This is a genomic window from Cohnella rhizosphaerae, assembly GCF_029525575.1.
Classification (GTDB): domain Bacteria; phylum Bacillota; class Bacilli; order Paenibacillales; family Paenibacillaceae; genus Cohnella; species Cohnella rhizosphaerae.
In genome coordinates this window covers 39,442-51,494 of record NZ_JAPDIA010000003.1, presented here as the reverse complement: position 1 = coordinate 51,494, position 12,053 = coordinate 39,442, and the positions used below count along the sequence as shown (strand labels likewise).

Below are 12,053 nucleotides of genomic sequence, written 5' to 3'. Positions count from 1 at the left end.
GTGTCGTCTCCTCATAACACTCTCGTGACGCTCAGGACATGAACAGGCGCGAATACAGCGTCTCGTGCCGGATCGCGCCGATCTCGCTCAACGGCGCGTTCGTATAGGCTTCCTCCGGCGCCAGTTCCCGCGCGATGCGCCAGCCCTCGTCGATCGCGGGACCGAGCCGGGCGATGAGCGCCTGGCATTCGGTCTGCCCGATCGGCAGCAGCCGCAGCGCGCTGCTCGTCGCCGTGACGACGCAGGCGTACAGATAACCCTGCACCGCTTGCTCGAGCGGCAGCCCGAGCTGCCGGCAGACGAAGCCGTGCACGAGCGGATGCGTGGCAAGGCAATCTCCGGTTTCGCATGCCGCGAGCAAGACCGACCAGTCAAGCGCGGGATGGATCGAGACGGCCAGCTGAAGCAGGCGCCGCCCCATCTTCTCCGCGCCCGCACGCGATTCGCTGCCTGCCCGCTGCAGATGGACGAGCCGTTCTACGCGCCACGCACGCGCCCAATCCCCGTCCGCCGCCTCGTACACCGCCTTGACGGCCATGGCGTCCGCCGTCGACCAGCTCTGCAGGAGCATCGTGCGAATATACTGCTCAAGCTCCCGCAGGTCGGCGACGAGGCCGTCCTGCACCGCTGCCTCGAGGCCGAACGAATGCGCGAAGCCGCCGATGGGCAGCGCGGAGTCGAGCAGTTGCTGGGCCGCGAGCCATCGAATCATAGGCGCCAGACTCCTCCCGCCCTAGAATAAAAAGTAACGTTGCGCCATCGGCAGCCGCTCTGCCGGCTCGCAGACGGCGGGCACGCCGTCCACCGTCACCGTGTACGTCTCCGGATCCACCCGAATATCGGGCGTCGCGTCGTTCAGAATCATGTCCGCTTTAGAGACGCTGCGGCAGTTGCGCACAGGCTCGATCCGCTTGCGCAGCCCCAATCTCTCAGCCAAGCCGCTATCGTAAGCCGCCTGCGAGACGAACGTAACCGCGCACTGCTCGACGGCCCGGCCGTAGGCGGCGAACATCGGCCTGCCCATGACCGGCTGCGGCGTCGGGATCGACGCCCCGGGATCGCCCATCTGCGCGTATGCGATGCTCCCGCCCTTCAGGACGAGGTCCGGTTTGACGCCGAAAAAGGCAGGCGACCAGACCGCGAGGTCGGCGAGCTTGCCCGGTTCGACCGAGCCGACGAGATGCGAGATGCCGTGCGTGATCGCAGGGTTGATCGTGTACTTGGCGATATAACGCCTGATCCGAAAATTGTCGCTGTCCGTATCCGCCCCGAGCGGGCCCCGCTGCCGCTTCATCTTGTCCGCGGTCTGCCACGTGCGCAGGATGACCTCGCCTACGCGCCCCATCGCCTGCGAATCGGAGCTGATCATGCTGAATACGCCCATATCGTGCAATATATCCTCCGCGGCGATCGTCTCGGGCCGGATTCGGGAGTCGGCGAACGCGACGTCTTCGGGGATGCGGCTATCGAGGTGGTGACAGACCATCAGCATGTCCAGATGCTCCTCGATCGTGTTGACCGTGAACGGGCGCGTCGGGTTGGTGGACGAGGGCAGCACGTTGGGATGTGAGGCAGCGCGGATGATATCCGGCGCATGTCCGCCGCCCGCGCCTTCCGTATGGTAGGTGTGGATCGTTCTGCCGCCGATGGCGGCCAGCGTATCCTCCAGGAAGCCCGCCTCGTTCAGCGTATCGGTATGGATCGCTACCTGCACGTCGTACGCGTCGGCCACGCGCAGGCACGTATCGATCGCGCGCGGCGTCGTGCCCCAGTCTTCGTGCAGCTTGAGGCCGATCGCGCCCGCTTCGATCTGCTCGACGAGCGGCGCTTCGAACGACGCGTTTCCTTTTCCCGTGAACCCCAGATTCATCGAAAAAGCCTCCGCGGCCTCCAGCATCCGTCGCAGATGCCAGGCGCCGGGCGTGCATGTCGTGGCGTTGGTCCCGGTCGCCGGTCCCGTGCCGCCGCCGATCATCGTCGTCACGCCCGACGACAGCGCCGTCTCGATCTGCTGCGGGCAAATAAAGTGGATGTGCGCGTCGATGCCGCCCGCCGTCACGATCCTGCCCTCGCCGGCGATGACCTCGGTGCTCGCGCCGACGATCATATCCGGCCGGACGCCGTCCATGATGTCGGGATTGCCGCCCTTGCCGATGCCGACGATCATCCCGTCCTTGATGCCGATGTCCGCCTTCACGATGCCCCAGTGATCGATGACGACGGCATTCGTGATGATCGTGTCCAGTACGCCGTCAGCCCGTACGGCATGGGCAGACTGCCCCATCCCGTCCCGGATCACCTTGCCGCCGCCGAACTTGCATTCGTCTCCGTAGACGGTGTAGTCCCGCTCGATCTCCGCCCACAGCTCCGTATCCGCGAGCCGAACCGCATCGCCGGTCGTCGGCCCGAACATGCCGGCATACGCCTCGCGCGTCATTCTAGCCATTCGCCTTCCCCCACTCCGCAAGCCGCCGGACCGTCTCCTCGGGCAGCGGTCCATCCGCCGCGAGGCCCTCGGTCAAGCCGTTCAGCCCGTAGACCAGCCTTGCGCCGCCAAGCGCGACCAGCCTGACCGGCTTCTCCTCGCCCGGCTCGAAGCGCGCCGCGGTGCCCGCGGGAATATCCAGTCGCATGCCGAACGCCTGCGCCCGATCGAAGCGAAGCTCCCTGTTGACCTCAAAAAAGGGATAGTGCGAGCCGATCTGAACGGGACGGTCGCCCAGGTTGGCTACCAGCAGCTCGACCTGTCTGCGCCCTTCGTTCAGCTCGATGTCTCCTGCGCGTATGCGATATTCGCCCGGTATCATCCCGTCTTCACCTCATTTGAAATGCCAGAATCCGATTGACCGCCATCCGATCGGCCAACCCGCCAACCCGCCGACCCGTCAATCCGTCAACCGCCAATCCGCCAATCAGCCGATCAGCCGATCAGCCGATCAGCCGATCCCCCCAAGCCGTCAGCCAATCGGCTGATGCACGGTCACCAGCTTCGTCCCGTCAGGAAAGGTCGCCTCGACCTGAACCTCGTGGATCATCTGCGGAATGCCCTCCATGACCTGCCCGGCAGTCAGAATCTGCCGCCCGTAGGCCATGAGCTCGGCCACGCTCCGCCCGTCGCGCGCACCCTCCATGATCTCCGAAGTGATCAGGGCGACGCTCTCCGGGTAGTTGAGCTTCACGCCCCGTTTCATCCGGTCTCTCGCCAGATTGGCGGCCACCGTGATCAACAGCTTTTCTTTTTCACGCTCCGTCCACTGCATGGCTTGCTTCTCATTCCTCTCCTGGCGATTGCGAAGCCGATCCATGTCGCTGCGAAAAGGCCCACCAAGCCGTATCCGAGATAAACGAAGTCGATCCGGTCGGTCCAGGACAGCCACGCCTGCGGGAGTCGGCCTTCAAGCAAATGCGACAGCTGCAGGCAGCCGACGAACAAGGCGGACACGACCGAGATGCCCGTCACGACAAGGTTGTAGGCGAACCGCTTGCCCGGCGTGACGGACGACCAGCGATAGGCGCGGCTCATCAGCACGCCGTCGAGCGTGTCCAGCAGCGTCATGCCCGAGGCAAAAAGAAGGGGCAGCGACAAAATGCCGATCAGCGAAGCCGATTGTCCGGCGGCGCCCGCCGACAGCGCCAGCAGGCCGATCTCGGTGGCGGTGTCGAACCCGAGCCCGAACAGGAAGCCCAGCGGGTACATATGCCAGCTGCGGCTGACGAGCCGCAGCACCGGGCGCAGCAGCGCGGCGAGCGGTCCCGACGGACGCGGCGCAGGGTCGGCGGCGCGCCATCCGGACCGACGCGCGGCAGATAGCGCCTTGAACAAGACGACAAGATTAATGATTCCGATGGCAACCAGAAACACGCCCGAGACCGACGTCCCGATCAATGCGCCCAACTCGCGCAGCGCGGCATTTTCAAAAATGTAAGTATCCGCCGCGAGACCGATGGCGAGCACCATCAGCAGGACGACGGAGGAATGTCCGAGCGAAAAGTACAAGCCGACGCCGTTCGAATCCGAGCGCGCCGATACGAGCTTGCGGACGGCGTTGTCGATGGCGGCGATATGATCCGCGTCGAACGCGTGCCGAAGGCCGAAGGAATAAGCCAACAGGCCAAGCCCCCAGAAGGCGGATTCCCGAAGCGATGCATAGATCAGTCCGAAAATGCCAAGCACGTGAAGCAGAATTACGATCCGCCAATAGACGGGGCCGCGCGGCGCCATTCGTCCGCCTCCTCTCTCTAGATCGTCAGGTACCGCATGACGGCCGGATCGTCCAGCTCCTCCCTGCCGCCGGACCAGACGATCGTTCCTTTTTCCATAATGTAAAAAACGTCGCCGACGCTGCGCACGAAGTCCAGGCTCTGCTCGATGAGCAGGATCGACGTCTTGCCTTCGTCCGCAATGCCGCGGATGACCTCCTGGATCGCCTGAACGATAGAGGGCTGGATGCCCTCCGCCGGCTCGTCGAGCACGAGCAGCTCGGGCTCCGCTGCGAGCGCGCGGGCAAAAGCGAGCTGCTGCTGTTGGCCGCCGCTCAGGTCGCCGCCGCGACGTCCGTACATCGACGGCAGCACGGGGAACTTCGCGATCGCCGCCGGCGGAATCTCCTTCGCTCTTCGCCGCTTCGGATCGCGGCTCGCTTCCAGCCCGATCCGCAGATTGTCCAGCACGCTCAGTTGGCCGAATATCTCGCGGCCCTGCGGGACGTAGCCGATGCCCGATCTGGCCCGCTCCCCCCGAAGCGACGCGCGTAATGTTCCTCCCCTTGAAGGAAATACTGCCCCTTCTTGCCTTCAGAACGCCCATAATGCTCTTGGCAAGCGTCGACTTGCCCACGCCGTTGCGGCCCATCAGGCAAACCACCTGGCCGGGCTCCACCTTCAGGCTGACGTCGCGCAGGATGACGCTCTCTCCATAGCCCGCCTCAAGCGCCTCAACCGACAGCATGCGCATCCCGCCTTTTGCCCAGATAAACTTCGGCCACCCGGTCGTCGCGCTGGATCTCGTCCATCGTGCCGTCTTTTAGCAGCCTGCCCTCATGCATCACCGTCACCTTGCTCGCGAAGTTCCGCACGAACTCCATGTCGTGCTCCACGACGACGACCGTCCGCCGCTTGACGATCTCCTGCAGCAGCTCGCCCGTCTTATCGGTCTCCCGGTCGGTCATGCCGGCCACCGGCTCGTCGAGCAGCAGAATCTCGGGCTCCTGCATCAGCATCATGCCGATCTCGAGCCACTGCTTCTGGCCGTGAGACAGCAGCCCCGCCCGCGTATGGCGGTGGTCCCCAAGACCGATCAGCGCCAGCTCCTCGTCGATGCGCTCCCGCTCCCGCGCCGTAAGGGAAGCGCGCAGCGTCGCCCATACGCTTCGGTTCTGCGACATCGCGATCTCCAGATTTTCCATGACCGAGAGACCGGCGAAAATCGACGGCGTCTGGAACTTGCGCCCGATGCCAAGCTCCGCGATCTTATGCTCTTTGCGCTTCGTAATATCGACCACGCCCGCACGGCTGTGAAACGAGACGGAGCCCGACACCGGCTTCACCTTGCCGCAGATGACGTCGAGCATCGTCGTCTTGCCCGCGCCGTTGGGGCCGATCAAAAACCGCAGCTCACCCGGGTCGAGCGACAAGCTCATCCCTTGCACCGCCTTGAAGCCGTCAAACGCTACGGTTACTTCCTCGCAGGACAGGATGGACGTCCGGCTCATGATGCGCATTCCCCCTCCCCCGTTTTTTTACGAACGCTTCCGGCTCCCTTGCGGATCAAACCGACGATGCCTCCGGGCAGGAAGACCGTCACGACGATGAAGAGCGCGCCCAGGAAAATCGTCCAGATCTCCGGGTACGCCTCCGACAACCCGCTCTTCGCATAGTTCAGGGCGAGCGCGCCGATCAAGGCGCCGATCAGCGTGCCGCGTCCCCCCGATCGCGACCCACAGGATCATCTCGATGGACGGCACGATCCCCATCATCGACGGCGAGATGATGCCGACGTGGAGCACGAACAGCATGCCCGCAAGCCCAGCCAACGCGCCGGACACGGCGAACGTCGCCATCTGGTACGTCGCCGGATCGTAGCCGAGGAAGCGCACGCGGTTCTCTCCGTCCCGGATCGCGCGCAGCACCTTGCCCATCCGGCTCGTCGTCAGATAGCGGCAGAGCGCATAAGCTGCGATGAGCGCGATGACCGTGGCGAGGTACAGCGCGCTTTTCATGCCGTCCGACCGCAGCGGGCTGCCCAGCAGCTTCGTGAACCCGGTCAGCCCGTTCGTCCCGCCGGTATAGGCCTGTTGGCCGACGAACAGCGTCGTCACGATGATAACCAGCGCCTGCGTCAGAATCGTGAAGTAGACGCCCTTGATCCGGTTGCGAAACGTGAAGAAGCCGAGGAACAGCGCAAGCAGCGCCGGGATGAGAATGCCGAGCAGCACCGCCGCGGGGAAAGACTTGAACGGCTGCCAGAACCATGGCAGACGCGTCAGCCCGCTCCAATCCATGAAGTCCGGCAGCTTGCCGCCGCTCGCATTGAGCTTCAGATGCATGCCCATCGCATAGGCGCCGAGTCCGAAGAAGACGCCGTGCCCGAGGCTCAGTACGCCCGTATAGCCCCACAGCAGGTCCAGGCCGAGCGCCACGATCGCGAAGGCCAAAAACTTGGCGAGCAAATTCAAGCGAAAATCGCTTAAATAGAGCGGTGCGGCAAACAACGCAGCCGATGCGCCGGCATAGGCGAGCAGCAGCCATAGACGTTTGCGATCCGACCATAATCCATTCATAACGGCCTCACCTTCTTTGCGTGGAAAGTGGATGTCGCGTTCCTCCTCCTGTCAATCCAGCTGCCGCGTGCGAACGGCGAACAGTCCCTTCGGCTTCCACTGCAGGAAGGCGACGATGCACAGGAAGACGAATACCTTGCCGAGCGACGCGGTCGACCACCATTCGAACATCGTGTTAAAGACGCCGATGCCAAGCGCGCCAAGCACCGTGCCGATCAGCTTGCCCACGCCGCCGAGCACGACGACCATGAAGGCGTCGACGATATAGTACGTGCCGATATTCGGCCCGATCGGTCCGATCAGCGTCAGCGCGCAGCCGGCGATGCCGGCGATGCCCGAGCCGATCGCGAACGTCATCCCGTCGACCCGGCGCGTCGAGATGCCGAGGCAAGCGGCCATCTCCCGATTTTGCATCACCGCCCGCATGCGCCTGCCCGAATGGCTGCGATTGATATACAGATACATCGCCGCCAGACAGACCGCCACCAGCGCGAGGATGAACAGCCGCTTGTAGGGCAGGTCTATGCCGTCCATCACATGCAGTCCGCCGTTCAGCCAGGAAGGGCTGTTCACGGCGACGTTAGGCGCCCCGAAGATAGAGCGGGCGATCTGCTGCAGGACGAGTCCGACGCCCCATGTCGCCAGCAGACTGTCCAGCGGGCGGCCGTACAGATGACGGATCAGCAGCAGCTCGAGCAGATAACCGATCGCGAAGGCGACGAGGAAGCTGGCGGCGAGCGCGACGGGGAAGTACGCGTCGAACATGCGCCCGGGCAGCAGTTCCTTGAAGGCGTTCTGCGTCAAATACGCCGCGTAGCTGCCGATCATGATGAACTCGCCGTGCGCCATATTGATGACGCCCATCAATCCGAAGGTGACGGAGAGTCCGAGCGCGATCAGCAAGAGAATGGAGCTCACGCTTAACCCGTTGAACAACTGGGTGATCCACATCGCCAAGAAAAATCGCTCCCTCCTTGTATTGAAGGCAGCGGGGCGGTCGCCCGGGACATCCATTCGTCTCCGGGCGCCGCTCCGTCGCGTTAGGCGCCTCCGATGCGGGAGATGCCGTTACGAACCGGCGCTTAGATCTTTGGCCCAATCATAGCCCTTGAGATACGGATCGGGCTTCACCGGACTGCCGGAGTTCCACAGCTCCTTGATCATGCCGTCCGGCTGAATCTCGCCGATGCGAACCGTCTTGTAGATATGCTGATTGTCGCCGTCGATGGTCACCTTGCCCTCGGGCGCGTTCCATTCGATGCCCTTCGCGGCTTCCTTGACCTTGTCGACGTCGAAGGAGCCTGCCTTCTCGACCGCCGCCGCCCACAGGTAGACGGCCGTATAGCCCGCCTCCATCGGATCGCTCGTCACGCTGTCCGCGCCGTACTTCGCCTTGAAGTTCTCGACGAACGTCTTGTTCTCCGGCGTGTCGGTCGTCTGATAGTAGTTCCAGGCGACGAGATGGCCGGCCAGGAAGTCGGGACCGATGCCTTTGACTTCTTCTTCCGCGATGCTGACGGACAGCGTCGTCAGATCCGATGCGGCGATGTTGGCATCCTTCAGCTGCTTGAAGAAGGCGACGTTGCTGTCTCCGTTCAGCGTGTTGTACACGACGTCCGGCTTGGCTTCCTTAATCTTCGCGATGATCGTCGTATAGTCCGTATGTCCGAGAGGCGTGTATTCTTCCGCGACGGTCTCTCCGCCTTTGGCGGCGAGCTGCGCTTTGATGATCTTGTTGGCCGTGCGGGGGAAAACGTAGTCCGAACCGAGGAGGAAAAATTTCTTCTTGCCCTGCTCCAGCAAATAATCGACCGAAGGCACGATCTGCTGGTTCGTCGTGGCGCCCGTGTAAAAGATGTTGGGCGAAGATTCAAGTCCTTCGTACTGAACGGGGTACCACAACAGGCCGTTCAGCTCTTCGAATACGGGCAGCATCGCCTTGCGGCTTGCCGACGTCCACCCGCCGAAGACGGTCGCGACCTTGTCCTCGGACAGCAGCTTGCGCGCCTTTTCGGCGAAGGTCGGCCAATCCGACGCGCCGTCTTCCACGATCGGCTCGATTTTTTTCCCTAATACGCCCCCCTTTGGCGTTAATCTCGTCGATCGCCATCGACTCCGAGTTTTTGACCGTCACCTCGCTGATCGACATCGTGCCGCTGAGCGAGTGCAGAATGCCGACTTTGACGGTATCTCCGCCGCTGGCGGCGGACGAAGAGGCCGCGCTCGACGAGGCCGGCGCCGACGATGCACTCTCCTTGTCGTTATTTCCGCACCCGGCCAGCGCAAGGCTTAAGGATACCGCGATACCCGCGCTTTTAAACCATTTCGTTTTTTTTCATGAACCCACTCCCTTTTCATGTATATGTTTAAAAAACGAACGTTCGGTAATTTTTTTTTAATTACCGTTCGCGATTCATATTATAGAGTCGTATTAAATTTGGTGTCAATATAATTTACATAAAATAAAATTTTCTGGTAAATGTGATTCATATGTAATATATTTAATGAAATTCGCTATGATTAATGGAATATTATATGACATTTTGATTGCTCTAATACTTAATTGGGGCCTTAATGAAGACAAAACGGGAAATTGAATGATGATGTCGATTTTTGGCGAATGTTCGCATTTTATTTTCTCTGTGAAAATATGATTAGCGTCGGTCAAAAGACTTTCGCTTGTTTTACATTTCGTTCGAACCGCCTCCGCCTTCCGTTCGTTACCTCATACATAACCGGAACGATGGAGAAGGAGATGGTTAAAATGAACGGATTCGTAAAAACCGTTGCAACGCTCGCCATGTGCGCGTCCCTGCTGATTCCCTCGCTGGCATCGGCGGACGAGCCTTCGGTCCCGACGGTCCAGCCCGGCGGCGCGGCGGTCAAGACGGACGGACAGACGGCAGCGGGGCTCGGCTTGCTGATCGGCGACGGCGGCGGCGTCTCGGCCGAATACCTGGCCAAAGGCACGACGCGCATTCAAGCGGCCATCATCTCGCTGAGACTGCAAGGGAAGCTTGAAGCGGCCAAAGCTTACGAAGGCGCCGGCAGCTTTGCCGACGCCAATCTCGCCGGCGCGAGCAACCGGCCGATCCTCGCCTTCCTGCACGACCATCCCGAATACGGCTGGACGGGCGAAGGCGCGAACCGCTTCAACCCGCTCGCGTCCGTTAGCTCGCAGCAGCTGTACAAGGTGCTGCTCGAGACGCTGGGCTACCGTTCGAACGCGGATTTCGCCTACAAAGATACGGAAGCGTTCGCGTCCGGCAAGGGATTGACCTCGATCGCGGGCACGCCGGCCCTTACGAATGCGCATATGGCTGCCGCGCTGGTCGAATCGCTGTCGGCGTCGACCGCGATGGGGCACTCGCTCTTCGACATGCTTCGGACGGAAGGCGTTCTTCCCGCAACGGCGACGCTGCCTGCCGGCGAGCGTATCTCGCTGCGGCGCGATGTCGCCGGCGACGCTTATCTGGCGGACGCCAAAGGCTTTACGCTGTACTATTTTTCGAATGACGCGGCGAACCTGGACGCTTGCCAGGGTCAGTGCCTTGCCAACTGGCCGATATTAACCGCAGACGAGCTGCGGATTCCGGCCGGCCTGGACCCGGCGGACTTCACGGTCGTCACGCATGCGAACGGCGTTAAACAGTGGATGTACAAAGGCTGGCCGCTTTATCGGTTCGTCAAGGACGTCAAAGCGGGGGACACGCTGGGCGAGGGCGTCGGGGGCGTTTGGTTCGAGGCGAAGCCGGACTATCGCGTCATGATCGGCAAGAGCGCGGAACTGGGCGGCTACCTGACCGACAGCGAGGGACGCACGCTCTACTATTTCGACAAAGATATCCCGCAGTCCAGCGCCTGCACGGAGAGCTGCCTGGCGAACTGGCCGGCTTACGATGCGACTGCCGGCAACGTGCCGTCGACCTTGAACGCGGCGGACTTCGGCACGATCACCCGTCCGGACGGCAGCAAGCAGGCGGCTTTCAAAGGCTACGCGCTTTATTATTTCGTGAAGGACACGAAGCATGGAGATGCAGCCGGCCAGAATATCAACCAAGTCTGGTTCACGGTGGATCCCGCCAAGTTCTCGGGCACGACCGCAGGGCAAACGGCGCCTGCGACGCCTGCCGAGCAGACCGGCAAGACGTACCGTATCGACATCAAGGACTATTCGTTCGGTTCCGGTCCGCTTACGGTCGAAGCCGGATCGACGATCATTTTCACGAACTTCGACGATATGAAGCACAACGCGGTGGCGGTGGACGGCAGCTTCGCAGGTCCGCTGCTCGCCAAAGGCGAGTCGTATACGATCAAGCTGGATAAGCCCGGTACGTACGATTATTACTGCCAGCCGCACAAAGCGTTCATGACCGGCCAAATTATCGTAAAATGAGAGGTGCAGGCGAATGAGAAGCTTCCTCGCGACGCTTCTGGTCGCAGCCATGCTGGCGCTGTCCGCTTGCGGCGCTTCCTTCGATAACGCGGCAGGGGCGGATAGCGGGCATGCCGAACATTCGGCAAGCGCAGCGGCGCAAACGCAGACAGCCACGGCCTCCGCTTCAGCGGATGAATCGGAGCCGACGGCAAGCGCGCAAGCCTCGGCTACGGGACAGGCACAACCGCAGCCGGACGACAACATGCCGAATGCGACGGCGGAATCCGCAACTGTAATGCCCAAGTCTACAGCAACGCCAAAATCAACTGCGAAGCCGACTGCGACGACGCAAGCGCAGCATGAAGGCGACGACGACAACGACGGACATGGCAGCGGCGATGACGGCAACGGACATGGCGGAGGCATGGACGACAACGGCAGTCATGCCGCCGCTTCCCACCAACCGTCTCCGTCGACGATCCCGGCCAAGACCGCCAGTCCGCGGCCGACGTCCGGCACGAAGACAACCCCGTCGCCGACGTCCAAGCCGTCTTCCTCCGCCTCGGCGCAGGATGACAAGCATGGCGGCAAAGGCGGAAGCGAAGACGACAAGCAGGACGCCAAGACTTATGTAGTCGAGATCGCAGACTTCAGCTTCACCGTGGATAAGCTGGAGATTCATCCCGGAGACTCGGTCACGTTCGTAAATCGCGATAAGATCAAGCATACGGCCACCGCGGACGACGGCTCCTTCGACACGGGCCTGCTCGGCCAGGACGAGTCGAAAACGGTGGTTTTCAAGAAAGCAGGCGAATTCGGCTATTACTGCACGCCCCACCCGGGCATGAGGGCGACGATCGTCGTCAAGGCCGATTGAGCGCCCGCGCGCCCATATC

Annotated in this window: 9 protein-coding genes and 3 pseudogenes; 2 read left to right on the top strand and 10 right to left on the bottom strand. The window is 62.0% G+C overall.

All coding sequences use genetic code 11. The features are described 5' to 3' along the window. Positions 1-31: 31 nt before the first annotated feature. From OMP40_RS05680 to urtA, 10 genes and pseudogenes are all read right to left on the bottom strand, one after another. A complete protein-coding gene (locus tag OMP40_RS05680) occupies positions 32-712 on the bottom strand; it encodes an urease accessory protein UreF (protein ID WP_277529886.1) in 681 nt (226 codons plus the stop codon). Between the two features lie 21 nt (positions 713-733). Then, a complete protein-coding gene (ureC, locus tag OMP40_RS05675) occupies positions 734-2,446 on the bottom strand; it encodes an urease subunit alpha (protein ID WP_277529885.1) in 1,713 nt (570 codons plus the stop codon). Beyond that, positions 2,439-2,807: an urease subunit beta gene (locus tag OMP40_RS05670; protein WP_277529883.1), complete on the bottom strand. Its 369-nt coding sequence runs from the start codon at positions 2,805-2,807 to the stop codon at positions 2,439-2,441. The genes ureC and OMP40_RS05670 overlap by 8 nt, the downstream gene beginning before the upstream one ends. A 150-nt stretch (positions 2,808-2,957) precedes the next feature. Next, positions 2,958-3,260: an urease subunit gamma gene (locus OMP40_RS05665; protein ID WP_277529881.1), complete on the bottom strand. Its 303-nt coding sequence runs from the start codon at positions 3,258-3,260 to the stop codon at positions 2,958-2,960. Next, positions 3,224-4,222 (bottom strand): HoxN/HupN/NixA family nickel/cobalt transporter, encoded by a 999-nt coding sequence (locus tag OMP40_RS05660; protein ID WP_277529879.1) that lies wholly within the window; start codon positions 4,220-4,222, stop codon positions 3,224-3,226. Before OMP40_RS05660 ends, OMP40_RS05665 begins: the two co-directional genes overlap by 37 nt. Before the next feature lie 17 nt (positions 4,223-4,239). Next, positions 4,240-4,948 (bottom strand): annotated as a pseudogene (urtE, locus tag OMP40_RS05655) (urea ABC transporter ATP-binding subunit UrtE). Then, the gene (gene urtD, locus OMP40_RS05650; RefSeq protein ID WP_277529876.1) at positions 4,935-5,711 is read right to left on the bottom strand and encodes an urea ABC transporter ATP-binding protein UrtD; all 777 of its coding nucleotides are present in this window, start codon (positions 5,709-5,711) and stop codon (positions 4,935-4,937) included. The pseudogene urtE and the gene urtD overlap by 14 nt, the downstream one beginning before the upstream one ends. Continuing rightward, positions 5,708-6,779 (bottom strand): annotated as a pseudogene (gene urtC / locus OMP40_RS05645) (urea ABC transporter permease subunit UrtC). The gene urtD and the pseudogene urtC overlap by 4 nt, the downstream one beginning before the upstream one ends. A gap of 51 nt (positions 6,780-6,830) precedes the next feature. Beyond that, complete coding sequence (gene urtB, locus OMP40_RS05640) at positions 6,831-7,736, bottom strand: urea ABC transporter permease subunit UrtB (protein WP_277529874.1); 906 nt, start codon at positions 7,734-7,736, stop codon at positions 6,831-6,833. Positions 7,737-7,847: 111 nt separating this feature from the next. After that, positions 7,848-9,084 (bottom strand): annotated as a pseudogene (urtA, locus tag OMP40_RS05635) (urea ABC transporter substrate-binding protein). 459 nt (positions 9,085-9,543) lie between these two features. Here urtA and OMP40_RS05630 point away from each other — a divergent pair. Further along, positions 9,544-11,175, top strand: a complete 1,632-nt coding sequence (locus OMP40_RS05630; RefSeq protein ID WP_277529872.1) for a plastocyanin/azurin family copper-binding protein — start codon at positions 9,544-9,546, stop codon at positions 11,173-11,175. Between the two features lie 13 nt (positions 11,176-11,188). Next, positions 11,189-12,034, top strand: coding sequence for a cupredoxin domain-containing protein (locus tag OMP40_RS05625; RefSeq protein ID WP_277529870.1), 846 nt, complete (start codon positions 11,189-11,191; stop codon positions 12,032-12,034). The last annotated feature ends 19 nt before the right edge of the window (positions 12,035-12,053 follow it).

Excerpts from the sequence above, each read along its gene's own strand:
- OMP40_RS05670 (WP_277529883.1), bottom strand. The coding sequence starts at position 2,807 with ATGATACCGGGCGAATATCGCATACGCGCAGGAGACATCGAGCTGAAC.
- OMP40_RS05665 (WP_277529881.1), bottom strand. The coding sequence starts at position 3,260 with ATGCAGTGGACGGAGCGTGAAAAAGAAAAGCTGTTGATCACGGTGGCC.
- urtD (WP_277529876.1), bottom strand. The coding sequence starts at position 5,711 with ATGAGCCGGACGTCCATCCTGTCCTGCGAGGAAGTAACCGTAGCGTTT.
- OMP40_RS05630 (WP_277529872.1), top strand. The coding sequence starts at position 9,544 with ATGAACGGATTCGTAAAAACCGTTGCAACGCTCGCCATGTGCGCGTCC.
- OMP40_RS05660 (WP_277529879.1), bottom strand. The coding sequence starts at position 4,222 with ATGGCGCCGCGCGGCCCCGTCTATTGGCGGATCGTAATTCTGCTTCAC.
- OMP40_RS05625 (WP_277529870.1), top strand. The coding sequence starts at position 11,189 with ATGAGAAGCTTCCTCGCGACGCTTCTGGTCGCAGCCATGCTGGCGCTG.
- OMP40_RS05680 (WP_277529886.1), bottom strand. The coding sequence starts at position 712 with ATGATTCGATGGCTCGCGGCCCAGCAACTGCTCGACTCCGCGCTGCCC.
- ureC (WP_277529885.1), bottom strand. The coding sequence starts at position 2,446 with ATGGCTAGAATGACGCGCGAGGCGTATGCCGGCATGTTCGGGCCGACG.